This is a genomic window from Chitinophaga pinensis, assembly GCF_007896845.1.
Taxonomy (GTDB): Bacteria; Bacteroidota; Bacteroidia; order Chitinophagales; family Chitinophagaceae; genus Chitinophaga; species Chitinophaga pinensis_C.
The window spans coordinates 1-25348 of sequence record NZ_VOHS01000064.1 but is presented as its reverse complement, the minus strand read 5'-3'; the positions used below and the strand labels follow the sequence as shown (position 1 = coordinate 25348).

Below are 25348 nucleotides of genomic sequence, written 5' to 3'. Positions count from 1 at the left end.
AAGAAGGCGATCATTCGCAGTCATCATTGGCAACTATTCTGGTCGTGGATGATAACAGCGAGTTACGGGAATTTCTGAAAGGAGCCTTACTGCCGACGTATCATATCATAGAGGCGTCCGACGGACAAATAGGTTTTGAAAAAGCAAAGTCGGAGCTGCCGGATATTATCATCAGTGATGTGATGATGCCGGTGCTGGATGGTATTGCTTTTTGTAAGATGGTGAAGGACAATCTGGAAAAAGTCATATTCCGTTTATCATGCTGACAGCTAAAACAGCATTGTCCTCCAATATTGAAGGGCGGCTTCCGGTGCAGACTTTTATTTCGGCAAACCACTCAGTATTGAGTTGTTATGATCACCATCAGGAAACATGGAGCAACGCAGAAAGGCCCGGGAAAGGTTCCTGAAAGACTATTATTACGAAGCAAAGGAGCTGGTGACATCTGCAAAGGATAAGGAGAGTTTATGGATACTCTGCTGGAAAAGATCGAAGAACACCTGATGGATCCGGACTTTGACATCAGTGTGCTGTGCGCACATGGGAATGAGTAAAACGAATTTGTATCAGAAGATCAAGCAGCTGACGGGACAGTCTACCGGTGACTTCGTTCGTACCATCCGCCTGAAGAAAGCGCGCATATCATGTCGCATGAAGATGTTCCCTTGTCCGAAGTGATCTTACGGATAGGCATACAGACACAGTCATATTTCACAAAAGCTTTTAAGAAAGAATCGGAAAGACACCTACACAGTTTTTTACAGGAATTAAAGCAGTAAAGGAAAAGCGAAAATAGTATTACCCTAATCAGGTGAGTGTAATCGTACAGATTGATAATTATAGTGTTGATAATCGGACGGCGTTTATCGGACAAGAGACGAACAAGCGACGGTATAGCACGAATCTGCGACGAACAAGCACAAGCACCGATTACTTAAAACTGGTGTTATTTTAACTAGCTCTCCATGAACTTATCTATACAAAATAGGACGACAAATAGTATCCGCTGGCAATAAATTTGATGGCAGTAAGGGAACTAAAACCATTGTTATGGAGTCCATTCTGAAACCGTTGTTAGATTTGTTGCATGAATTGTATATAGCACAGCCGGAGAACACTCCTGGGTCATTGATGCAAAGCCCGGTGATGGCTTTACCGCCGCTATTAAAACATTAATGCGCAACAGGCATCTACTCCCATTATAAAAGGTGGTTCCACAATTGCAGCACATACTGAGCACCTGCGCTGGAGTATCTATTTCGCATGGAGTTCTTCAAAGGGAAAAAGCCTGAGGTAACTGGGAGGAAAGTGGAAGATACATGAAGTAGATGACGCACAGTGGACAAAGTTGCAGCAGGATCTGCTGGAGCTTATGAAAACTGGTAGTAGCGATAAGGGTGTCACGGATTGGTCCAATCCTTTTTTGTACAGGGGGTGCTGCATTGGTACCACATGCAGCATATCATCTGGGTGCAGTGAAACAACAACTGATTTGTACAATCACTTTAAATAGAGGTCTTAAATACGATGGCCGTGTTTAAGACCTTTTTAGTATCAGCATAATACTTTGAAATGCCGCCTAAAGGGTTAAGTTTGGTATAATTCCCTATCTATGCCCAGATCCTTATTCCTTGTACTGTTAACTGCTGTTATCCCGGTATTGTTGTTTGGGCAGAAAGATTCATTACCGGAAAGTACTCAGTCTGGGAACAAAGAAGCAGTATCGCTTTTGGAATGTACCCGTTTACACCGGCCTTAAATTTAATCTCATCAACAAAAACGCACGAATATAATGGATGTGTGTGTCCTGAATCTGGGTGAGAATAGCTTGCATACCACCAATGGTGTTTCGCTGATGTTGATAGGCGGGCTACAACATAAAAGTAACGGGGTCACTATTGCTCCTGTTGGTAGTGTGATAAACGTAGAAAATGGTATTGTATTGAACGGAATTGTAAATGTATTTGATAAGCTGAATGGATATGGGTTGAGCTACGTAATGCTTGGAGATACCATTAACGGACTCGCTACGTCACTTGTGATCTTCTCGCGAAAACGCGATGATAATGATCACAGCAGGATAAATGGTGTCGCTATTGGCGTCTGGGTGATCTCTGTTGCAGAAGTAAGAGGAGTGTCTGTCTCCGTGCGGAATGACACCAAAGTACATAAAGGTTTTTCTATCGGAGGATATAATAAAACAAAAAATTGAGAGGCGTGCAGCTAGGTCTGTACAACGTAGCACTGAACAATCCCCGGGGTTTGAGAAGGCTGCCTTTGCTAAATATGCATTTCGGAAAATAGAAGAATAGTCTTCCTGAAATGCATAAAGGAGACGAACGCTGCGCGGACGCCTCCTTTATACACGTTCATTGCTTATTTACTTCTCCAGCAGATTTGCCGGTATCTTACCATCAGTCTTCATTGACAGCTGCAGTAATTTCGCCAGTGTTGGTGTAATATCCCGCAGGTTCATCTCTGCAATCACGCCTCCTTTTTTAATACCTGCGCCGCAGGCAACAAAGCCGGTACGTATTTCCTGAAAGTCCGGATAATAACCATGTGAGCCTCCATGACCCGGTTTCACCGCTTCTCCTTTCACCGCATTTCCAAAGGACGCACCATTCTCTCCGCTCAGTGCCAATGCTACTTCCGGATTACCACCTACTTTATCTATCTGTTTACGATCGATAATACGGAACAGTTTTTTCTCTTCGGGAGATAATCCTGCCAACAGATCAGTCACCTGTTTCAGCGTTTTAGTATCGTTTTTATCTTTCAGATACAGGTAGCTGGAACCCCCGACTGAGCAGAATTGTGCTTTCCAGTCGTCTGTTTTAACATCGTTGATCAGTCCTGCTTTCGCCAGCCATACATTTGGATTTACACTTGTTTTTACATCCAGAAAACCATGATCGCCGGTAACAATGAGCACTGTGTTTTCCCAGATGCCGGCTTCTTTCAATGCATCGGTAATGATACCTACACTGCTGTCTGCGTCTGCAATGGCAGCACGTACTTTATCACCTTCGCGACCTTGCTCATGCTGATAATGATCCACAGAAAAGAAGTGAATAGTCATCAGATTGGGTTGATCTTTTTTGATCACATAAGAAGCGATCTTCGCAATGTTGTGATCTTTTCCCCATTCAATGCGATCTGCATTGTCAAATACATTCTTTTTCAGATCAGCGATGAAGCCGGCTGGTTTTGAATAAACCTCACGTACGCTGTCGCCCAGTCCGCCGATATCAGGAATATTATACATCACAGGCGCATTCGCAGAAACCGGCCACAGAAGAGCTGCTACTTTCAGTCCTTTCTGCTGTGCCACGCTCCATACAGTAGGGACTTTGATAGAACTGTCCTGCCAATACGGTTCATTGGAAGGACCATTCGGATTGAATTGATTGTTGTAATAAATACCATGTTTTACCGGCCACACACCTGTCACAATAGCGGTGTGAGAAGGATAGGTCATGGAAGGGAATACACTGTTGACGCCTTTAGCATAAACACCGTTTTTAGCTATTTCACGTAAATGAGGCGCCTTCCAGCTGCTGTCCATATAAAAGTCAGGACGGAAGCCATCAATAGTAATCAAAACCACATGTTGTGCCTGTTGGGCAAAGATGCTGTGTGTCAACAGCAATAACATCATAAAAACAAATCCCTTTTTCATTATTTCTGATTTACTGACAGGAGTATAATACCGGCATAAAGATATTCAGCACCACCATGGGGATGTGTTAATTATTTATTACCTGGGATAAACGGCAGTCTGGCTGTATCAATGATAAAATACCTGCCCCCGGTGATATATGGCATTTGCAGGATAATCAATAGCACCTGTTGAAAATGTCAGAAATTGCTGTTATTTTCACACGTATTACAGTTACACATTCCTCTCTCCTTACAGACAAGACCCATTAGCAACTGAATGGCCCACTGCTGAACAGCACTTTTGTGTCCGTATCCACGTTATTTTTTAACAACCATATATAAACCCTCAAATTAGCGAAGATGAAAAAACTTCATTTGTTATGCCTTTCCACGTTAATGCTGCTATTATCAGGTCCGGGTTGTAAGAAAGCTGAAGAGAAGGAGGAGCGCCTGAACGGTGCGGCCGCATTCAAAGGAGTGACTGCCCTTGCTGCATCGCCCATTTTTACCAATGCATTGCCCTCTATTGACAACGGTAGCTATTATGACCCATGGGTGATCCGTGTAGGTGGTTTTTATTACTATTGTGGTTCTGACGGAGGCCGCCTGTGGATCGCAAAATCTGCTACGCTGCAGAACTTATTACAACAGCAGAAAAGCTACATCTTTACTCCTCCGGGTGGTACGCTTTACTCCTCTAATCTCTGGGCTCCGGAACTGCACTATCGTGGTGGAAGATGGTATGTTTATTTCGCTGCTGACAACGGCGATAATGCCAATCACCGCATGCATGTACTGGAAGGTGGCGCCGATGCCAATGACCCTTTAAACGGCGGTTATAGCTATAAAGCAAAGCTCACTCCAACAACGGACCGCTGGGCAATAGATGGGTCTCCTTTCGACTTTAACGGACAACAATACTTTGTCTGGTCAGGATGGGAAGGAACCTCCAATGTCTCCCAGTTTATCTACATCGCCAGAATGAGTAACCCTTATACCATCTCCGGTGAAAGGGTAGAGATCTCAAGACCTGACTACGGATGGGAACAGGTAGGTTCACCCACTGTCAATGAAGGTCCTACACCATTGATCAGTGGCAGCACGGTGAATATTATCTACTCCGCAAGTGGCAGCTGGACCAACGATTACTGTCTGGGCCGTCTTACCTGTACCAATGGTAATCTGATGTCGAAAGCCTCCTGGACCAAACCTTCGTCCGCCGCCTTCTCAAGGTTTGGCAACGTATTTGGCCCCGGTCATGCCTCTTTTGTTAAATCACCTGATGGTATCCAGTCATGGATCGTGTACCACGCCGCCAACTATGATGGTGCCGGTTGGGACAGAAGAGTCATGGCACAACAGTTTGCATGGGATGGAGATATTCCTTTCTTCGGACATCCGATCGAAAAAGGCATTCCGATACCTTCTCCTTCTACAGGACCCGAATATGCAATGCCTGTCGCTAATGGTGTATACAAAATTAAATCTAAGGTTACTTCCCAATGTATCGATGTGCCCAACGCAGCTAATACTGCTGGTCTGCAGATACAACAATGGACAGACAACAACACAAACGCACAGAAATGGACATTCACCAGTCTGGGGAACGGCTATTATAAGATTACGAATGTCGCGTCAGGCTTAAACCTTGATAATGCCGGTGGTTCAACAAATGCAGGAAATATCCTTATTCAGTGGACAGACAATGGCAATATCGCCCAACACTGGCGGGTACAGGATATGGGCAATGGCTATTTTAAACTGATCAACCGTCGAAGCCTGTTGGCCATTGATGTCCCCAACAGTAATCAGACGCCCGGAACAAAATTGCAGCAATGGTACGAAAATCAGTATGATGCAGAGTTATGGCAGATCGTGCCGTAGATAAATAAAAAAGCTGCGAAGACTATTCGCAGCTTTTTTTATAGACTTCAGATGATAATCATCAAGGCGTACACACGGCTACTGCCACTCTGGAATCCGCACACCCATAATACAGGAAATACTTTCCTTTATAATATACCAGCCCTTCAATGAACACTGTCCCCGCAGGATACTGACCGCTTTTCTCAAAAGACTCAGTCGGTACCATAAATGGTTTGTCCAGTCTGCTGATCAGTTTGGAAGGATCTGTGGCGCTGAACAACATCTGTCCTGCACAATAGGAATTAGCGGTATAGTTGGTATCACTGTCTGCGCCGGAACGGTTCTTCCCATTATATAGGAGGACAATGCCCTTGCTGGTCAGTATTGCCGGTGGACCGCATTCTGTCAGGTGGCTATCAAAATATCCTTTACGCGGAGAAGCCAGTTCCTTTAATGCGCCGTTCGCATCTACCAAAGGTGTCCAATCGACAAGATTATCTGAAGTAGCAGCATACACATGATTCTCTCCCCAATACATCCAGTACTTGCCCTTATATTTTGTGATCCGCAGCTGCCCATTTTTCAATGTGGTCAATACAGACGCCGATTTCGAAGCAATATCATGAAACTTTCCGTTGTAGGCATCCTGAAAGATAGGGCCATGCTTTTTCCAGTGGACAAGATCTTTAGATGTCGCTGCACCAAGGCGCGGTACTTTCTTGTTCCATTGTGTATATAACATCAGATAAGTGCCATCTTCTGTCACCGCAACACGCGGGTCTTCACAGCCACCAGTCCATTCAAATGCCTGCTGATCGTCAGTATCCGGAAATAATACCGGTTTGCCGGTACGTCTCATCGTGATACCATTGGCACTTTCTGCCAGTCCGATACGCGAGGTACGTGCGCCGATGCCTACGCCGGATTTATCTTCAGCCCTGTACAATACATAGACCTTGTTATCCTTTACGGCAGCAGCCGGATTGAAAGTGTCATTGCTTTCCCAGTCCAGTAGCTTTTTCTGCATAGGATCGTAAAAATGGGTAGTGGAATCGGGCGCAATGATTGGGTTGACACCTGCGGGTCTGACAAAAGGACCTATCGCCCAGTCCGGATGTTTGTCGGTGGACTGTTGCCCATAACTGCAAAGGGCGCCCGACAGGAGCATGATAAATAAGAGACCTGATTTTTGCATATAACGAGGATTTGTAGAATATGACTGGTATAATACAACATTTCCTGCGGAAGCCAGTGCTATAATTTTCTCCCGAAAACAATTACTTTTATGCGGTCATGGTTCCTCCATTAGATAATGAAATTTTATTATTCAGGCAGATTGGGGAAGGAAATGAGATTGCATTCCGTAAAGTTTACTACCACTATTACAGGCAATTATATGGTTTCGTGCTCAAGGCTGTAAAGTCCGACCCTGTCACAGAAGAAATTGTGCAGGAGACGTTTGCCCGTTTGTGGGAAAACCGTGCAACCCTTGGTGAAAAAGGATATTCCGCTCCATGGCTCTTTCGCGTCGCCGCCAACCTGTCCTTTGATTATATGAGGAAAGCAGCTCATGAAGCAAAATATTTTAATCTGTTAGCCGCTTCCCCCGGAGAACCTTCTGCTAATAATGTATCCGACTATATAGAGGGCGTACAAAGCAATCATCTTTTACATGAGGCCATTGACCGCTTACCTCCCCAGCGCCGTACCATTTTTCAGTTATCAAGATTAAAAGGGCTCACTCATCAGGAAATTTCCCAGTACCTCAATATTTCTGAAAATACTGTAAAAAACCAGCTGGTGACCGCTTTGAAGGCCGTTCGTCAGTTCATGAATGATGCCACCCGTCTCTTTTTTTAAGTTTTTTTTCTACCCGGATAGTCCCTCGTCTTTCTTCAAACGTTATTAAATGTAAAGGGGACATCTTTACCTCCTTTCAACCACAACCAAAATATGACAGAAGATACACGCGAAGAGCGGATCAAATATCTTATTAATAAATACTATGCAGGTACAGCAACGCTTGCGGAGTCTGGCGAACTGAGATCATTGCTCTTACAGGGAGATGATAGGGAAATGATTGTGGCGCAACTGGAAGAACTGGCAATGGTAGCACCTGAAGCAACGCACATCAGTGACGAGCAACTGGATACCGTATTCGATTCAATCGTATCATCCCGTACCAGACAACTGCCTGTCCGTCGCTACATGTATGGCGCCGCCGCCGCTGTACTGGCATTGGTGGTCGCAGGCAGCCTCTATTTCTTTACACGTAAACACCAGCCGGCACAACCACAACAGGTCGCAGTAACAGAAATATTGCCGGGGCACGACGGTGCTGTACTGACACTCGCCAACGGAAAACAGGTAGTACTGGATAATCAGGCAGATGGTGTGATTGCCGGAAATACAGATGAAAATATCAGCAAAAAAGGAGGGGAACTGATCGTCGATGGAGACGTACATCCCAACAATACAGCACTGAATACGCTTACTACACCTCGCGGAAGACAATTTGCACTGACATTGCCTGATGGTAGTAAAGTATGGCTGAATGCCGCTTCGGCTATTAAATTTCCTGCTGCCTTTGCACAGGAAGAACGCACTGTTTATCTCTCAGGAGAAGGCTATTTCGAGATTGCAAAAAAAACAGCTGCCAATGGAAAGAGAATACCGTTCAGGGTTGTGGTCAACCAGAAAAGCACCATAGAAGTGCTTGGAACACATTTTAATATTAATGCTTATGAAGATGAAGAAAGTATCCGTACTACCTTACTGGAAGGTGCTGTAAAGGTCAGCGCAAGCGCAAACACTGTAACACTGATACCGGGACAACAGGCAGCTGTCACCGCAGATCACATCACTGTTGATAAACATCCGGATCTGGAGGAAGCTACCTCCTGGAAGAACGGCCTGTTTGTTTTCAATGGAAGAGCCGACCTGCGGGAAGTCATGCGCCAGTTGTCAAGATGGTATGATGTGGAAATCGTTTTTAAAGGAGAAGTGCCGGACATTGCCTTTACCGGTGAAATGCAAAGAAATCTAAACTTGCAGCAGGTGACCAAAGGCCTTGCTGCGATGGGGGTCAATTTTAAAATAGAGGGACGAAAAATTATCATCTATCCTTAATGTCAACGTATCGCAAGAAAAAACCGGAAGTGTTCCAGCACTCCCGGCGAAGTCTCCGATCCGGGTAATTTAAAAACAAGTAGGTCCAATACCGCTTATTTGTCATTATCAACCAGAAACCGTTACAAAAGTATGTTTTTTTACGCTTTATGTAACCGGAAGGGGCATGCCATGTCCGATGCCAGACGGCAGCATTTCCGGTTATCACCACAAACAGTGAAGACAGTGAAACTGAATGTTCTATTCATGTTTGCATTTCTGATGCAAGTTAGTGCCAGCGGCTGGTCACAGGTCATCAACTATTCCGGGAATAATGTCCCGCTTACGACCATCTTCAGCATTGTTAAACAGCAAACGGGCTACGTAGTATTCTACAACCCGGATCTGGTAAAGAAGACCACACCCGTAACAGTGCATGCCAGCAATATGCCTCTGACCACCTTCCTCGACAAAGTCCTGGCTGAACGGTCATTGGGCTATTCTCTGGAAGATAAAACCATCTTTATTACTAAACGTGCCACTCCCGCACGGCCCGCAGTAAATGAAGCAGATGCAGAGAAAGCCGCAATCATACTGCCGGTGGTAAGTGGTTTCATAAAAGATGACAAAGGACAATTCCTGCCGGGTGTCTCCGTAAAAGTGAAAGGTTCGCTTTTCGGTACGACCAGCAGTGAATCCGGTTACTTTAAATTAACCGGTGTGCCCACTGATGCTGTACTGCTCGTATCCAGTGTAGGCTTCGAATCTGTGATGGTGCCCTTAGAAATGTGCTGTAATAAAGTCATGGTGAAGAACGTAAATTCAACCATGGGGGACGATGGAAGTCTTGCACTGACCATTACCCTCAGACTCGCTGTGAAATCACTCGAAGAAATTGCTGTCACAAATACCGGTTATCAGGAACTGATGAAGGAACAGTCCACCGGATCAACCGCAAATGTCAGCAATAAAGAACTGAACGCACAACTGAACGTCGACCTTCCAGCTGCGCTTGAAGGAAAGGTGGCCGGTCTCAGTCTATATAAAGGTGAGCCAATGGTGAGAGGTCTCAGTACCTTCTCTACTGCCGTAGGCACTTATCCGCTCGTTGTACTGGATGGATTGCTGACAGAAACAACATTGGATATGATCAACCCCTATGACGTTGAATCTGTCACCGTACTGAAAGATGCAGCCGCAGCTTCCATATACGGTGCGAGAGCAGCCAACGGTGTGATCGTGATCACTACCAAAAAAGGTAAAAGAGGACAGGTGAACCTGAGCGTCAACGCTGACTACTTTATCACAGAAAAGCCTGATCTGAGCAAAATGCATTACGCTACCAGCGCGCAGATGGTAGACTATGAAAAAGATATTTACGCAAGTGAATTAAGCCGCTTTGCCAACGCAACTGAACTTTTCAATTCATATGGTAGTGTAGGTGGTAATGCCATCAAATATTTCTCTCCCTTATACAACCTCTACAGAAAAGAAAATATTGGCGCCATTACCGCTCATGAAAGAGATGCGGCAATAGAGGAACTGAAGAACTACGATTACTATCAGCAGTTCAGGGATAACGTTTGGCGTAATGAAGCCCGCAAACGTTTCAATATTGCACTGAGCAGCGGATCTGAGAAGAGTAATACCTATTTCTCCATCAACTACGACGGCAATAATGAACTGGTGAGAACCAATACAGATGAAAACCTGAATGTTTATCTGAAGAGTGCCTATACACCCCGTCCATGGCTGACAGCGACCTTCGGCGCAAACGGTGCCTATTCAAAAGCAATGACATCAGAAAGTACTTACAGCAATTACCTGAACCAGCCGCGTTACGCACGTATCGTTGACGAAAATGGTAACCGCGTATATGCTGATTATACTTCCTTCAAAGACGGTTTCAGCTCTTCTGATAATGTAAACGGTACCGTGATCGATCAGCTGACGGGCAATAGCCAGTTCAAATCATTCCGGTTCAACCTGCTGGATGAACTGGAAAACAGCAGAACAAAAGATCAGGAAATGAGACTGCGCGCCTTTGCCGATGTTGGTGTAAAACTGATCGATGGTTTGAAATACGGCCTGAAGTTCCAATATGAAACAGCCAAAAAAGAGACCGAAAGTTTTTCTGATAAGAATGATTACAGCATGAGATATCTGTATAATGCGATGACCAGCTACAGTCCGATAACAGGTATCTATACGCATGAAATCCCTTATAACGGCCGTCTCTATCAGCTGAATCGTTCTTCTGATAATTTCACCTTCAGACAACAGCTGGATTACAATAAGTCATTCAGCTTATCCGGTAAACAACATGACATAGCTGCGATCGGTGGTTTTGAAATGAGACAGTCACGTACGCCGGTAAGTGTAGGCGACCTGAGATACGGCTATGATCCGATTACCCTGACCTCTTCACAAACAGACTGGTACAGATTGGGTGAAGCCGGCATTGAAAGTTACCTGTTTGGGTATACCAGCCTTGGTTACCAACCGGGTAAGACCAAAACTGAAGTACGTCACCGCTTTGTATCTTACTACGCTAATGTAAACTATACATTCGACCATCGTTATAATCTGACGGGTAGTGCGAGGGTAGATCAGACAGACCTCTTCGGTACAGACCCGAAATACCGTAACCGGCCGCTGTGGTCAATTGGTCTCGGCTGGAATGCGACCAATGAAGCATTCCTGAAAGATGTCACCTGGCTGGATTTCCTGAAAGCACGCGTAACCTACGGTGTGAATGGTAACGTAGACCAGTCCTCTTCTCCGTATATCACCGCAAAACTGAAAAGTGATAACCTCTTTACAGAACTGCAATACATTGATATCTCCACTTTACCTAACCCTAAACTGCGTTGGGAAAAAACGGCTACTACCAACTTCGGTATTGACTTCCTGATCCTGCACGGATTGCTGAATGGTAGTCTGGATCTCTATCGTAAATACAGTTCTGACCTGATCGTTAAAACAGATCTTGATCCTACTGTAGGTACTGCATCACTCGTTATCAACAACGGTGCGATGAGCAATAAAGGGATCGAACTGAACCTGTCTTCCGAATGGCTGAAAAAGAGAGACTTCAGTGTAAGCTCCTCTGTCGTGTTTGCATACAATAAGAACCGTATTGAAAAGATCAATAGCGGTGCTACGGATGCCTATTCCTATATCGGTTCCCCTTCCAACTATTATTACGCGAATACACCTTTTAACTCCCTCTATGCTTACCAGTATGGTGGCACCACCAATGGATATCCATATATCCTCGATGAAAAAGGACAGCCAAACGTCACCTTCGATGCGGATGGTAACCTGACAGGTATCAGACAGGTCAGCAGCCCTGCCGCTCTCAAAAGAGTCGGTTCAATGCTGCCTAAGTTTAACGGCTCCTTCCGTCAAAGCTTCCGTTATAAAGGAGCAGAACTGGGCGCTATGTTCGCCTTCTATGGTGGCCATCAGATGAGACGCGATCGGATGGATTTCGCAGGTACCACACAGAACAACCGTGCACTGGCTGATCGTTATACAGACGCACACCCGAATAGCAATCCAAGGATGGAAATAGACTATCCTGATGCGTTAAAGAACAATGCATATATCCTGTCTTCCTACTGGAGGTATGCTGATATACAGGTCGTAAGCGCTACCAGTGTACGTCTCCGTAACCTGTACCTGTCTTATGTGCTGCCAAAGCATTTATGCAACCTGATCGCTGCAAAGCAGGTGAAATTCACCGCACAGGCTAATAACCTTTGGATGTGGAGCAAAGCCGGTGATGATCTGGATCCGGAAACATCCAGTCTGAACGGTGGTACACGGAACCTGCCATTGCAACGTTCTTTCCTCTTTGGCGCAGCAGTTAGTTTCTAATTCTTAAAACATCAGCTCATGAAATCTATTCATCACTTCGCATATATCTTCCTGATTGCCGCACTTATGTCGTGCAATAAATACCTCGACCTTGTACCAAAAGGACAGCAGGTAGTAGAAACAACGGATGATTTCTACAAAATGGTCAGCTATCCCAACAGGGCTTATCCGATCAATAACTTTCAGTACCTCGTGGATGATCAGTGGATTAAAGAATCATATGTGATCGGTGTACTGAAGAATATAGACATTATCAACTTTACCTTCGATACGACCGAAAACCGGGTCAGCAGACTGAGCGCCTCTACCCTCTACAATCGCACCTACGAGTATATCAACCGCTGGAATATGATCATCACGCTGGTAGATCAGAGTAAAGGGGACGAGCAGATAAAGCAACTGGCAAAGGCTGAGGCAAGAGTATTGCGTGCCTTCGATTACTTTGTGCTGCTGAATACCTTCGGCAGACCCTATGTACCCGAGACAGCTGCTACTGATGGTGGCATCTGCATCATGGATAAATATGATCTGGAAGCGACTCCTAAAAAATCATCTGTAGCAGAAGTATATGCTTTCATCGAAAAAGACCTCGATGAATCTATGCAGTACCTTCAGGCAAAGCCTATCGATGTATATCATCCTTCTCTGGCTTTTGCATGGGCATTGAAAGCAAAAGTACACCTGTTTAAAAGAGAGTTCGATAAGTGTATCAATGCAGCACAGCAATCATTAGCTTATAATGATCAGATCTTTGATCTGGTGACCTATGCTGCCAATGGAGGTCCTTCCAGACTGCCGGTTACTGCCGGTAATAACCCGGAAGTATTAAGCTATGTGTACATGACCGGGCGTAATGAACTGAGTATCGGTTATACCTTCTGTATCAGTCCTGAACTGAGACAGCTGTTCAGCCCTCACGATGCACGTTTCAATCTGTTCTTCAATACGACCAATGCGTCCTTCCTCGATATCGGTGCAGGTACAGCCTATTGGGGTACCAAATATACCAGCTTCTTTACCGTGACAGTTGGTATGAAGAGTACCGAGTCCCTGCTGATGCTGGCCGAGTGTTATGCCCGTAAAAACAATATCGGAGGGGCCATGGATCTGATCAATAAACTGCGTGCCAAACGTATTACTGACGCCACAGAAGCAAAGCTGCCAACACCTGCTACTGTGAAAGAAACCATGGATATCATCATCAGCGAAAGAAGAAAAGAACTGTTGTTTGGCTTCAACCGCTTCTGGGACCTGCGTCGTCTGAATACAGAACCTGATTACGCAAAAACAGTCGTGCATAAATTCCCTCTTGTTAATACATCTGTACCACAGGTGGAATATAAACTGCCGCCCAACTCAAACCTGTACATCATTCCATTTGCGCAGGATGTACTGAAGAAAAATCCTTCGCTGACATTAAACACGAATGAACCACTTCCCTGGTAAGGAGATCTAACCTAATTATATCAATTCCAACATGAAGAGAATTACGATGGGGCTGTCATTACTCACGATGGTAATGGCGGCCCATGCTCAGGACAAAAGCAAGCCGGCCGGAGATTCTGCAAAGGTGAGCAAAAGCATGCCTTATGAGAAAGTTATTACCAAAGACGCTATTACCCATCAGGGTATGTTTAACGTACATCTGGTAGATAACAAGTACTACTTTGAAATACCTGATTCGTTATTAAAAAGAGATATCCTCGTAGTTACCCGTTTTGTCGGTACGCCGGAACTCTCCGGCGTATATGCAGGTGAAAAGGCGAATGAACGTACTATCTACTTCGAAAAAGGACAGGGTAATAAGCTCCTGATGCGTGTGGATGTATTTTCTGTGAGAGTAAAAGACGAAAATCAGGCCCTCGCCAAAGCAGTACAATCATCTGCCATAAAACCTATCGCAGCTGCTTTCGATATCAAAACGGTCAATAGTGCTAATGGTAACATGGTGATCGATGTAACAGACTTCCTTAAAAAGGATAACAGTGCATTATCCATGGATGCAGAAGTAAAGAACGACCTGAAACTGGGCAGTATTGCTGATGACCGTTCCTTTATCACCAGTGTGAACGCTTATCCGATCAATATAGAAGTGCGTACCACACGTACTTATACAACTTCCGGGGCTGCTATTCCTGCCGCTGCTTTGTCAGGCGCCGTTACTCTGGAAATGAACGTATCCATGGTACTGCTGCCGAAAGAGCCAATGCGTAAGCGCTTGTTTGATGAAAGGGTTGGCTTTATGGCTAACAAGTATATCCTGTTTGATGAAGATGCACAGGTATCACAGGAGAAATACCTGATCCAGCGTTACCGTCTGGAACCTAAGCCGGAAGATCTGGAAAAATATAAGCGTGGTGAACTGGTAGAGCCGGTAAAACAGATCGTTTACTATATCGATCCGGCTACACCAAAGAAATGGCGCCCTTATCTGATCGCCGGGGTGAATGACTGGCAGAAGGCATTCGAACAGGCAGGCTTCAAAAACGCCATTGTTGCAAAAGAATGGCCGGAAGGAGATACGACCATGAGTCTGGAAGATGCAAGATTCTCCGTAATACGTTATCTGGCATCACCGATTCCAAATGCTTATGGTCCGAGGATCAGCGATCCCCGTAGTGGTGAGATCATCGAGAGCCATGTAGGCTGGTACCACAATGTGATGAAACTGATCCATGACTGGTACATGATACAGGTAGGTCCGAATGATGTCCGTGCACGTAAAATGGTATTTGATGACGAACTGATGGGAGACCTGATCCGTTTCGTGTCTTCTCATGAAATAGGGCACACCATTGGTCTGCGTCATAACATGGGCGCCAGCAGTCAGACACCGGTAGAAAAGCTCCGTGATAAAGCCTGGGTAGAAGCCAATGGACATACCGTCTCTATCATGGACTATGCCCGTTTCAACTACGTTGCACAGCCGGAAGATAATATCGGTAAAGCGGGGCTGTATCCACGCATTGGCGCTTATGATAAATGGGCCATCCAGTGGGGATATAAGCTGATCTTCAATACGAGCGATGAATATGCCGATAGCAAAATACTCAACAAGTGGATTGTAGACAGTCTGGCCGCTAATCCACGCCTCTGGTTTGGTGGTGAAGGAAAAGGTGAAGATCCGAGAAGTCAGACGGAAGATCTGGGTGATGATGTAATGGTCGCCAATGAATACGGTATCAAAAACCTGAAAAGGGTGGTTCCGGAACTGGTGAAGTGGACAGCGGAAGAAGGTGATATGGATGATAATCTGGAGCGTATCTATAAAGGAGTGGTAAAACAGTATACCAAATACCTGTACCATGTGATGAAGTACATCGGCGGACAATACGTAACCCGTAAGAGTACCGAGCAGTCAGGTGATGTATACGAGAAACTGCCAAAGGCCAAAGTGAAGGAAGCAGTCAGTTTCATCGGCCGTAACCTGATGGAACCGCCTTTGTGGTTATATGACAAAAGCATTACCAGCCGTCTGAATATATTCGAGATGGATGAGATTATGACTTTGCAGAATAACATGATGACCACCATTCTTAATGCAGGAATGATGTACAATCTGCTGCAACGCTATACCAATGGTAAAGAGCAGTACACTGTCACAGAATACCTGAATGATGTGAAAAAAGCAATCTGGAAACCCCTTACAGGCGATCCGGTAAAAGATACGTACTACAGAGGGGTACAACGCATGTATGTTGAAAAACTCGTAATGGCGATTAATACCTCCAAACTGAAAGAAGGCAAGTTGCTGAACAATCTGGAAAGGAGTGATGCCAGCCTGTATGCCAGAACCCATCTGCAGACTATTAAAAATGAACTCATGATCAGCAATGTGCCGGGAGCACTAAATCAGGCGCATAAAACGATCCTGATCAGGGAAATAGATAAGTCCCTGAAGGGAGATGATAAATAAAGGTTTTGAGTGATGAATGCAAATCGCCGGTGCTGGTTCTCCAGCCCGGCTTTTTTATTGTCCGGAGCGGCAATATGTTGCATAGTATTGGGTAACTTTGTACTACGTATGAAGCTGATTAAAAAACTAAAGACACTTTTTTCCACGAAAGAAAAGACGATCGGAAGCTATACAGATTTCTGGAAATGGTTCCAGCCAAAGGAAAAAAGGTTTCATAATGCCATCAGAACCGGTCAGCGGGTAGATGAAGATTTCCTTGATCCCATCTTCTCCAAATTGCAGGAACTGAGAAGCGGTGTCTATCTGCTGGCTGGTATGAGCGATGATAATATCGTCGAACTGGTCTTCACCGCAGAAGGCAACTTCCGGAATATCTATTTTGTGGAGGAACTCGCCGCCGCTGCGCCTTCTATGGCCGGCTGGAAATTCGCTGCTTCCAAACCTCCGACAGATATCAGCAATTTCGTCATCGAAATGGGTGGTTATAAATATGATAAAGCCAGTCTTTCCTTTTATCCGGAGGAAGACGCTGATTATCCCGATGAGATCCAGATCACCATCATTCATAAGGATTTTAACACCGAAAATAGTCGCGATATCACTCTGGGGGTATATAACTATCTTGATAACTATCTGGGCGAATTAAACGCCATTACAATCATTGATTCCCTCGCCGTTAAAGGACCGGCTGAAGCTGAACAGGAATTGATACCGATCGAAAAACTGGAAGGGTACCTGAAATGGAGACAGAAGGAATTTGTGGAAAAGTATGACGCCGTACGGCACAATATCAAGGAAGATATGTACGCATCTCTTAACGGTGAACTGGAAGACGGCCGTCCACTCGTGATGATTGTTAACAGCACACTGCTCGAATGGGAAGGGAAGGCCTCGCATCCATGGATCATTGATTTTACAATGGAGTATAACGGTGAACAGACCAATGGTATGCCTGATAAGCCTACCTACCAGCTGATGGATACGATTGAAGATGCAATGTCAGCCAGACTGCCCGATCTGGAAGGGTATTTAAACATCGGCAGACAAACAGGGGGCAGTAAACGCAAGGTATATATGGCCTGCCGGGACTTCCGTAAAACATGTAAAGTCTTTGATCAGCTGAAAGAGCAATACGGGAATAATATTAGCATGAACTTAACTGTTTTCAAAGACAAATACTGGAGGTCTTTTGATAAATTCAGGGTTTGAAACCGTGGCCTTATTATCCCCGGGGCATAAACTCATAAATAACATACAATGATTAAACACGTCGATATTCTGGATACAAAGATCCTCTCTGATAACTGGTATATACTGAAGAAAGTTACTTACGAATACACCATGGCTGACGGACGAAAAGAAGTACAATCCCGTGAAGCCTATGACAGAGGTAATGGCGCCACCATCCTGCTATATAATAAAGAACGTAACACGATCATCCTCACCCGCCAGTTCAGACTCCCCACTTACATCAATGGTAATCCGGACGGTATGCTCATAGAGGCCTGTGCCGGTCTGCTGGACAAAGACAATGCAGAGGACTGTATCCGCAGAGAAACAGAAGAAGAAACAGGCTATAGGATCGAAAATGTGCAGAAGGTATTTGAAGCATATATGTCGCCCGGTTCAGTAACAGAGATCCTGTATTTCTTTGTGGCAGAATATAAACCGCATATGAAAATAGGTGATGGCGGCGGACTGGAGCACGAACAGGAAAATATCGAGGTACTCGAACTGCCATTCGAAAAAGTGCTGGAAATGGTACGATCAGGAGAAATTAAGGACGCCAAAACCATCATGCTCATTCAATATCTGCAGATCCACCGATTGTTATCCTGAGCATCCTTAAAATAGATTGATCACCTGAAAGCCGGAATCTTTCCGGCTTTACTCACTTTGGTAATATCTGATATGTATAGTACATTTATACGTCAGGGTACTGTAAATTTAAAAACTGTACGGTTTGTCAGGTGAACAATTATTATGGGATGCGGTCAGAAATAGTGATGTAAAAGGCCTGGAAGCATTATATAAACAATATAATGAAGCTTTATACAGCTATGGTAAGAAATTTACCGGGGATACCCACCTGGTAGAAGATGCCGTACAGGAAACATTCATCTCCATCTGGAAGTACCGGGAACGTCTCTCCGTGACGTCCATGTTTAACCTATATATCTTCAAATCTTTCCGTAATCACCTGTTCCGTCTTATTAAAGAACAACAAAACATCGCTTATCAGGAAGATGACCTTTCCTTCTCGTTTGAGCTGGGTTTTGATGCCCGTTTTATAGAAGGAGAGGAGGCGGCTATGCTGTCTGCCCAGATCCGGCAGGCGCTTTCCAGACTGACCAGCCGTCAGCGGGAAATCATCTGGTTCCGTTTCTTTGAAGGCCGTTCTTTCGAAGAAATTGCTGAGATCATGGATATGCAGGTCAGGGCTACCTATAAACTCTCTGCCCGGGCCCTGGCATCCCTCAAAGAAATTATGGAAGGCCCCGCCCTCTTATTGCTGCTTTCTTTTCTAAAGAATTGATAATTAGATCTGTAGAGGCTCGTTTATCCCCCTCTTTTTTATATTCTTCCGTCTGACTTGAAAAAAAATAAAAAAAAATTAAAAAACGTGGGGCACTTTTAGTGTAATGTCTTCTTTTATATACAGACACTTACCAAAATCGAATCTTAAAGAATGAAACGCTCCGTTCATTACTATGCCAGCTTTACTGCCATTCAACTGGCCGCAGATCCTTACTTCCTGGAATGGGTAAGGTTCCCGGATGCAGCTGGTAATCAGTTCTGGGAGCAATTCCTGTTAACTTATCCGCATAAAACCACCGATATCACCCGTGCCGGTGAGATCGCACGTAGTATGTATGCACTTGCCGACAAGCCTTCCGTACAACAACAGGAAGACAACTGGAAGCGTATACTGGCAGCCTTGCCGGATACTCCACTTGCGCTGCCACGTCGTTCCATGCTCCGTACGATACGCCCGCTATGGACGGCCGCCGCAGCTGTTGCCGTAGCAGCTGTTGCTGTGTGGCTCATATTCCGCCCGGTATCAAAAGAAGTGAGTATCGCTTCCGGCTACGGAGAGGTAAAAGGCGTGTCCCTGCCGGATGGTACACAGGTAAAACTGAATGGTAATTCAAGCATACGATATAGTGAACAATGGAAAACCGGTTCGCCCAGAGAAGTCTGGGTAGAAGGGGAAGCCTTCTTTGACGTAAAACCGGTAGCCAGCAATAACGCCTCCCAACGTTTTGAAGTGCATAGCGGCGATATTGATGTACAGGTCCTTGGTACATCTTTCAACGTGCGCAGCCGCAGAGGGATCAGCGATGTCATGCTGACTACAGGAAAGGTCATGGTGGCCGCCGATGGGAAACAACAACTCCTGTCCAGCCCCGGAGAACTGGCCACATTCAATCAGAAAAAACTGGAGAAAAAAGTAGTACCGGTCACTAACTACACCAGCTGGCAGGAACAGAAACTGCAACTGGAACAAACCAGCGTAGCCGATCTCTTCGCAAGGCTGGAAGATGACTGGGGATATAATATCCAGCTGAGCGACACTTCACTGCTCCATAAGAAGATCAGCGGAGAAATAGACATGAAGGATAAACAGGTATTAATTAATGCGCTTGCTTTGATACTACATGCAGATGTATCACAACAGGGAGAATCAACCATCATAATCACACCCAACTAACAATCTGACAAGAAAGGGGACAAGTTTTTAATTCAAAATCACAACAGGCATGATCAATCTGAAAAAGGTTGCGGCCTTCTGCTGTCTGCTCTTATGCAGCTTGCAGATATTTGCTGCCGTAACCCGCCAAAATCAACCGGGAATTTCTTTAAAAGAAGCGCTTAAAAATGCCTCTTCAAGATTCCATGTATCCTTTATCTATGAAGATGAACTGGTAGCCAATAAGACCGCCAAAGTACTGCCGGACGCCAGTTTTAAGAACGTGGAAGGATATCTTGATGTTATTCTGAAACCTTATCACCTGCAATTCAGGAAACTCAGCAATACACAATACGCCGTATTCGCCAGACAACCTGAAGCAGCTGCGAAAGACAAAGAAAAATCAAAAACCAACCAGATGGCTCCGGAAGAAGCTGCCCAATCACAGGCAGCTCCCGGTCAGCCTGTCCGGACCATACAGATAGAGATCAATAACAGTGATGCTGAACAGGATAATGCACGCTTTATATTCGGTATCGTCACAGATGAGAATGTAGCGCCTATCACCTCCGCCACAGTAAGGGTACCCGGTACGAATGCAATGACGCTGACAAACGCGCAGGGTGAATTCAAGATAAAAGTGCCTTTGAATACGCGTCGTCTGCAGGTCTCCTGCGTCGCTTATGAAACACAGGAACTCGAGTTATCAAGAACTACCTACTATGACGTAAAACTGAAAGATAAAACCGGTTACCTGAAGCCTGTTGAAGTGGTATCTACCGGTTATGTCAACCTGCCCAAAGAACGTGCTACCGGATCATTCGGTGTGGTAACTGCCAAAGAACTGGAAAAAGTACCTACCGCCAACGTATTACAACGTCTCGAAGGACAGGTACCCGGTTTACAGTTGCAGGTGACCTCCGGTGATAACAGCTTTGTATATGATAACGTGACGCCTGCTATTAACAGTAACACGAGGACGATCGGCCGTAACGATTATGGTGTGAATATCCGGGGTACAACTACCATCAGAAGCGAAAGCATGCCACTGGTGGTAATAGATGGTTTCCCTACCGAAATGGACCTGAAAACACTCAATCCGAACGATATTGAGCAGATCACTTTTCTGCGTGACGCAGCGGCTGCCTCTATCTGGGGTGCGCGTGCAGCCAATGGTGTGATCGTAGTGACCACCAAGAAAGGCAGAATGCGTACACCGGCTGTCAACTTCTCAGCAGGTTTCGGTACACAATCCAGACCTTCCGTAAACTATCTGCCATTGATGAACTCCAGTCAGGTACTGGCCTATGAGAAAGAACTCGTAGACAAAGGCGTGATACTGGCTTCGACCTATAATCCCTATACCTCCGGTATTAAATATTTCGTCAATGAAGGTACTGATCTGGCCTACCAGCTCCGTAGTGGCAGGATCTCTCAGGCAGAATATGATGCTGCTGCTGCCCGCCTCGGATCTATTAACAACTATGGTCAGATAGAAGACTATTTGTTACAGCGTGCTACCAGTCAGAATTATAATCTGTCCATAAGTGGTGGTTCCGATGTACATACTTACTTCGTATCAGGTTCTTATGCTAAAGAAAGTCCCAGTAACGTTGGTAACGTGGGAGAAAGGATCACCCTGACGGCTAATCAGGAACTGAAGATCATCAAAAAGATCACATTGTCATTAAGCCTCAAAGGTTCCTTCTTTAATTATAAACAGAACGGCAAAGGCGCCAGCGCATTACTGAACGGAGGCAACACATTCCTGCCATATAATTCGATCGTTGATGCGAATGGAAATCCCACAAGGTATTACTATGGTATAGGACAACACTATGCCGATTCACTGACCGCACTGGGATATAAAGACTGGTCATACAACTATCTGGATGAAATGAAGCTGGTGAATAACAGCGCATCAGATAATAACTATTCCGGTAACCTGAGCCTGAATATACCGATCTACAAAGGACTTACTTTTAACGGTTCCTATGCAGTAGAACGTGTGAATTTCAAAAATGAGATACTGAATGATGTGAATTCATTCTATACACGGAATCTTTATAATCAGGGTACTGTCATACAGAATGGCCAGCTCATTAAAAATGTACCGGACGGGGCCATCTTTACCAACAATTATACAACACAGGATAACCATAGCCTCAGAGGCCAGTTTTCCTTTAACAGAGGCTTTGGTGGTATTCACGAACTGAATGCGCTCGCAGGTGCAGAAATACGTGAAACCAATGCAGGTTCCTCTACATTTACATTGTATGGTTACAACCCTGAGACAGGTATATCCCAGAATGTAGATTACAACACACCGCATGCCACTATTCTTTATAATACGGCTTTCTCAGGCGCACCTGCACAGACGGATCGCCGGAACCGTTTTCTGTCTTATTTCGGGAATGCTGCCTATACGCTCATGAGCAGGTATACCCTGTCAGCCAGCGTACGTTACGATGATTATAACAACTTTGGTCTCGACAGAAAATTCAGGGCTAAACCTTTCTGGTCTGCGGGCGCCAGCTGGAATGTCACACGGGAAGACTTTATGAAAGAATTGTCGTGGATCACTAACCTGACATTCCGTGCTACTTATGGGGTGAATGGTAATATCAACCGTGAACTGCGTCCTTTCACGAATATAGGTCTGGGTACCTCCGACTTCCAGACAGGACTGCCATATGCTACCATTATTGCTTACGCCAATCCTGCGCTCCGCTGGGAAAGCACCTATGTTACCAACATTGGTATCGACTACTCTCTGTTCAACGGAAGACTAAGCGGTATGTTTGAAGTATATAACAAGAAAGGTAAAGACATCATCTATCCGCTGGAAATCAATCCGACTTATGTAGGTAGTAATAATACGCTCAGCAGGAACGGTGTGAGTATGTCTAACCGTGGGATAGATATCGCTGTAAATGGCGCTGTAATAGATACTAAACACTTTGGATGGAGTGTGGGTGTTAACTTCTCATACAATAGCAATAAAGTGACAGATAACCGTTTCGGCCCAACCACATCTTTGTATTCCAGTCTGTCTAATACCGTGCTGAATGGTTATCCGCCGGATGGTGTATGGGTATATAAAAATGCTGGTCTGAGCAGTACCGGTCTGACACAGATCTACAATGAAAAAGGAGAGAAATTACTCCCTTCTCAGAACGTAACAAGTGTAGATGCATTGAAATACGCCGGTCGCCGTTCCGCGCCATACTATGGTTCTGTAAATAACACTTTCCGTTATAAAAACTGGTCATTATACGCATTGATCACCTATAATTTCGGTAGCGTATTCCTGAAACCAGCAGTGTCTAACTACCCAAGCACAAGGGTATTCTCCTATAGTCTGCTCTCTGATATTGCTGATCGCTGGCAAAAACCGGGTGATGAGGAAAAAACAGCTGTGCCTGTTGTAGGCAATGCTTATTCTCCATTAGCTGCTTTCCGTTATGCTTTTTCAGATGTGAATGTTCAGCCGGGTGACTACATCCGTTTCCGTGAACTGTCTTTAGGTTATCAGTTGCCTGAAGCCTTTGCAGGAAAAGTATTTGCAAAGAACATCAAGGTAAGTGGTGTAGTACGCAACCTTGGACTGTTATGGAAAAAGAATGACGTCGGACTTGACCCTGACTTCGTTCCGGCACTGAGCAGCACTGTTCTGCACCTGCCGCCTACTACTAACTACAGTCTGATGATCAACATTGGTTTATAACAACTGAAAAAACGGGATGATGAAAAAGATCAATATAGCAGCAGCGGTACTCGGTACAATGATCCTGACCGCAGGTTGTTCAAAATATACAGATATCAAAACGCAGGGATCACTGATCCCGGTCAGATAAGCAACTACCGTTATCTGCTGAATTATACAGATACCTACGAGTATGGCGGATATCTGCCGGACATTGTTGCCGCAGATATAGACATCACAGATAGCGTACAACAGGTATCTATCAACAATACGATCAGCAGTGTTTTCTTTAGAAATACCTATACATGGCGTACGCCGATCTATGAAAATACGCTCGACAGGGACAGAGACTGGGATACCTATTATGGTCGTATCTATAACTGCAACGTGATCATAGACGAAGTACCCGGTGTTACGGATGGTACAGCTGCTGAAAAAGATGAGCTGATCGCAGAAGCGCTGACACACCGCGCAGATGCTTATCTGAATCTGGTCAATGAATATGGTAAGCCATATAATTCCGGTACAGCTGCCGCTGATCTGGGTGTGCCATTACTGGTGACGCCTTCTCTGGATCAACCACTGAACCGTGCAACAGTTGCCGCTGTATACAGCCGTGTAGAAGCGGATCTGAAAACGGCTATACAGTCATTACCGCGTACTACGCAGTATAATACACTGCCGGGTAAAGCAGCGGCTTTTTCTCTCCTCGCCAGAATGTACCTGTTGATGGGCAACTATCCTGCAGCAGGATCATATGCAGACAGCGCTTTGGCTATTAAATCCACATTGCTTGACCTCGCAACTGGCGTAGTGCCTTTACGCAGAGACAATCCTGAAATCATACTGGGTAAAATAGCAGGTACTTCTTTTGCATGGGCGCCTACCACGATGCGCTTAAGTCAGGAACTGCTTGATCTGTTAGGCACAAAGGATATGCGTTACCAGCTGTTTACAGCGGATGCCGCTTCCATGCTGGGGCTGGCTACACTGTCGTTTCTTCTCCTATGAAAGAATCAACTACGAGAACCGCAGTATTGGTACTTCCGTACCGGAAATGATGCTGATCAAAGCAGAAAGTCTTGCCAGAAATAATAATGCCGGCGCTGCAATGGAACTGGTAAATAAATGAGAGAAAAACGTTTCCAGACAGCTGACTATGTAGCGCTGACAGCGACTGATGTCAATGATGCGATTGTAAAAGTAGTACAGGAACGTCGCCGCGAATTCTTCTGCCGGATGCTGCCATGGTTTGATCAACGCCGTCTGAAAGACGATCCCTTGTTCAGAAAAACATACACCCGTACCTGGCAGGGTACTACTATACGCTGGATCCTGCGAGTAACAGATACGTATTCCGATCGGACAATACTACGTTAACCTGAACCGGAAATTCAGCAGAACCCGTGATAGAAGTTCAGGAATCAGGAATGAAGGATCAGTAACAAACAACAGCTGAATTTATTAAAACAGATTTTATCAAAAAAGAGGATCATGAAGTTATACGGAAATATGC

The 25348-nt window shown here is 45.1% G+C and carries 19 protein-coding genes; 17 read left to right on the top strand and 2 right to left on the bottom strand.

What is annotated here, in order from left to right:
- From FEF09_RS28025 to FEF09_RS28020, 3 genes are all read left to right on the top strand, one after another.
- Positions 1–266 (top strand): PleD family two-component system response regulator (locus FEF09_RS28025; RefSeq protein ID WP_146308153.1); only part of this gene is annotated, 266 nt, incomplete at its 5' end.
- Positions 267–372: 106 nt separating this feature from the next.
- Positions 373–504, top strand: coding sequence for a hypothetical protein (locus FEF09_RS33950; protein WP_261387855.1), 132 nt, complete (start codon positions 373–375; stop codon positions 502–504).
- Positions 505–1792: 1288 nt separating this feature from the next.
- A complete protein-coding gene (locus tag FEF09_RS28020) occupies positions 1793–2212 on the top strand; it encodes a hypothetical protein (protein ID WP_146308152.1) in 420 nt (139 codons plus the stop codon).
- Positions 2213–2380: 168 nt separating this feature from the next.
- Here FEF09_RS28020 and FEF09_RS28015 read toward each other — a convergent pair whose 3' ends face one another.
- Positions 2381–3682: an alkaline phosphatase family protein gene (locus tag FEF09_RS28015; RefSeq protein ID WP_146308151.1), complete on the bottom strand. Its 1302-nt coding sequence runs from the start codon at positions 3680–3682 to the stop codon at positions 2381–2383.
- Between the two features lie 341 nt (positions 3683–4023).
- Here FEF09_RS28015 and FEF09_RS28010 point away from each other — a divergent pair, with 341 nt between their 5' ends.
- Positions 4024–5547: a family 43 glycosylhydrolase gene (locus FEF09_RS28010; RefSeq protein ID WP_146308150.1), complete on the top strand. Its 1524-nt coding sequence runs from the start codon at positions 4024–4026 to the stop codon at positions 5545–5547.
- 61 nt (positions 5548–5608) lie between these two features.
- Here the strand turns inward: FEF09_RS28010 and FEF09_RS28005 are convergent, their stop codons facing one another.
- Entirely contained in the window at positions 5609–6724 is a 1116-nt protein-coding gene (locus FEF09_RS28005) for a glycoside hydrolase family 130 protein (protein WP_146308149.1), read from the bottom strand.
- 98 nt (positions 6725–6822) lie between these two features.
- Between FEF09_RS28005 and FEF09_RS28000 the strand changes: the two genes are divergently transcribed.
- The 13 genes from FEF09_RS28000 (at position 6823) to FEF09_RS33940 (ending at position 25212) form a co-directional block, all read left to right on the top strand.
- On the top strand, positions 6823–7389 hold the full coding sequence (locus FEF09_RS28000) for an RNA polymerase sigma factor (RefSeq protein ID WP_146308148.1): 567 nt from the start codon (positions 6823–6825) through the stop codon (positions 7387–7389).
- A gap of 93 nt (positions 7390–7482) precedes the next feature.
- Positions 7483–8658, top strand: a complete 1176-nt coding sequence (locus FEF09_RS27995) for a FecR family protein (protein WP_146308147.1) — start codon at positions 7483–7485, stop codon at positions 8656–8658.
- A gap of 225 nt (positions 8659–8883) precedes the next feature.
- On the top strand, positions 8884–12519 hold the full coding sequence (locus FEF09_RS27990; protein ID WP_222597219.1) for a SusC/RagA family TonB-linked outer membrane protein: 3636 nt from the start codon (positions 8884–8886) through the stop codon (positions 12517–12519).
- A gap of 18 nt (positions 12520–12537) precedes the next feature.
- Positions 12538–13965, top strand: a complete 1428-nt coding sequence (locus FEF09_RS27985) for a RagB/SusD family nutrient uptake outer membrane protein (protein ID WP_146308145.1) — start codon at positions 12538–12540, stop codon at positions 13963–13965.
- Between the two features lie 31 nt (positions 13966–13996).
- Positions 13997–16435 (top strand): zinc-dependent metalloprotease, encoded by a 2439-nt coding sequence (locus FEF09_RS27980; protein ID WP_146308144.1) that lies wholly within the window; start codon positions 13997–13999, stop codon positions 16433–16435.
- A gap of 108 nt (positions 16436–16543) precedes the next feature.
- A complete protein-coding gene (locus FEF09_RS27975) occupies positions 16544–17644 on the top strand; it encodes a DUF695 domain-containing protein (protein WP_146308143.1) in 1101 nt (366 codons plus the stop codon).
- A gap of 48 nt (positions 17645–17692) precedes the next feature.
- The gene (gene nudK / locus FEF09_RS27970; protein ID WP_146308142.1) at positions 17693–18274 is read left to right on the top strand and encodes a GDP-mannose pyrophosphatase NudK; all 582 of its coding nucleotides are present in this window, start codon (positions 17693–17695) and stop codon (positions 18272–18274) included.
- Positions 18275–18398: 124 nt separating this feature from the next.
- The gene (locus FEF09_RS27965; protein WP_186774574.1) at positions 18399–18971 is read left to right on the top strand and encodes an RNA polymerase sigma factor; all 573 of its coding nucleotides are present in this window, start codon (positions 18399–18401) and stop codon (positions 18969–18971) included.
- Positions 18972–19124: 153 nt separating this feature from the next.
- Positions 19125–20147 (top strand): FecR family protein, encoded by a 1023-nt coding sequence (locus tag FEF09_RS27960; protein WP_146308140.1) that lies wholly within the window; start codon positions 19125–19127, stop codon positions 20145–20147.
- Positions 20148–20196: 49 nt separating this feature from the next.
- Positions 20197–23853 carry a SusC/RagA family TonB-linked outer membrane protein gene (locus FEF09_RS27955; protein WP_146308139.1) on the top strand — a complete coding sequence of 1219 codons (3657 nt, stop codon included), beginning with the start codon at positions 20197–20199 and terminating at the stop codon, positions 23851–23853.
- Positions 23854–23928: 75 nt separating this feature from the next.
- Positions 23929–24843 (top strand): RagB/SusD family nutrient uptake outer membrane protein, encoded by a 915-nt coding sequence (locus FEF09_RS27950; RefSeq protein WP_261387854.1) that lies wholly within the window; start codon positions 23929–23931, stop codon positions 24841–24843.
- Complete coding sequence (locus FEF09_RS33945) at positions 24794–24964, top strand: hypothetical protein (RefSeq protein WP_261387853.1); 171 nt, start codon at positions 24794–24796, stop codon at positions 24962–24964. Before FEF09_RS27950 ends, FEF09_RS33945 begins: the two co-directional genes overlap by 50 nt.
- Positions 24961–25212 carry a hypothetical protein gene (locus FEF09_RS33940; protein ID WP_261387852.1) on the top strand — a complete coding sequence of 84 codons (252 nt, stop codon included), beginning with the start codon at positions 24961–24963 and terminating at the stop codon, positions 25210–25212. Before FEF09_RS33945 ends, FEF09_RS33940 begins: the two co-directional genes overlap by 4 nt.
- Positions 25213–25348: the final 136 nt, after the last annotated feature.

What these genes read in the sequence shown, in the direction of transcription:
- FEF09_RS33950 (WP_261387855.1), top strand. Translation starts at nt 373, where the DNA reads ATGGAGCAACGCAGAAAGGCCCGGGAAAGGTTCCTGAAAGACTATTAT.
- FEF09_RS28020 (WP_146308152.1), top strand. Translation starts at nt 1,793, where the DNA reads ATGGATGTGTGTGTCCTGAATCTGGGTGAGAATAGCTTGCATACCACC.
- FEF09_RS28015 (WP_146308151.1), bottom strand. Translation starts at nt 3,682, where the DNA reads ATGAAAAAGGGATTTGTTTTTATGATGTTATTGCTGTTGACACACAGC.
- FEF09_RS28010 (WP_146308150.1), top strand. Translation starts at nt 4,024, where the DNA reads ATGAAAAAACTTCATTTGTTATGCCTTTCCACGTTAATGCTGCTATTA.
- FEF09_RS28005 (WP_146308149.1), bottom strand. Translation starts at nt 6,724, where the DNA reads ATGCAAAAATCAGGTCTCTTATTTATCATGCTCCTGTCGGGCGCCCTT.
- FEF09_RS28000 (WP_146308148.1), top strand. Translation starts at nt 6,823, where the DNA reads ATGGTTCCTCCATTAGATAATGAAATTTTATTATTCAGGCAGATTGGG.
- FEF09_RS27995 (WP_146308147.1), top strand. Translation starts at nt 7,483, where the DNA reads ATGACAGAAGATACACGCGAAGAGCGGATCAAATATCTTATTAATAAA.
- FEF09_RS27985 (WP_146308145.1), top strand. Translation starts at nt 12,538, where the DNA reads ATGAAATCTATTCATCACTTCGCATATATCTTCCTGATTGCCGCACTT.
- FEF09_RS27980 (WP_146308144.1), top strand. Translation starts at nt 13,997, where the DNA reads ATGAAGAGAATTACGATGGGGCTGTCATTACTCACGATGGTAATGGCG.
- FEF09_RS27975 (WP_146308143.1), top strand. Translation starts at nt 16,544, where the DNA reads ATGAAGCTGATTAAAAAACTAAAGACACTTTTTTCCACGAAAGAAAAG.
- nudK (WP_146308142.1), top strand. Translation starts at nt 17,693, where the DNA reads ATGATTAAACACGTCGATATTCTGGATACAAAGATCCTCTCTGATAAC.
- FEF09_RS27960 (WP_146308140.1), top strand. Translation starts at nt 19,125, where the DNA reads ATGAAACGCTCCGTTCATTACTATGCCAGCTTTACTGCCATTCAACTG.
- FEF09_RS27955 (WP_146308139.1), top strand. Translation starts at nt 20,197, where the DNA reads ATGATCAATCTGAAAAAGGTTGCGGCCTTCTGCTGTCTGCTCTTATGC.
- FEF09_RS33945 (WP_261387853.1), top strand. Translation starts at nt 24,794, where the DNA reads ATGCCGCTTCCATGCTGGGGCTGGCTACACTGTCGTTTCTTCTCCTAT.
- FEF09_RS33940 (WP_261387852.1), top strand. Translation starts at nt 24,961, where the DNA reads ATGAGAGAAAAACGTTTCCAGACAGCTGACTATGTAGCGCTGACAGCG.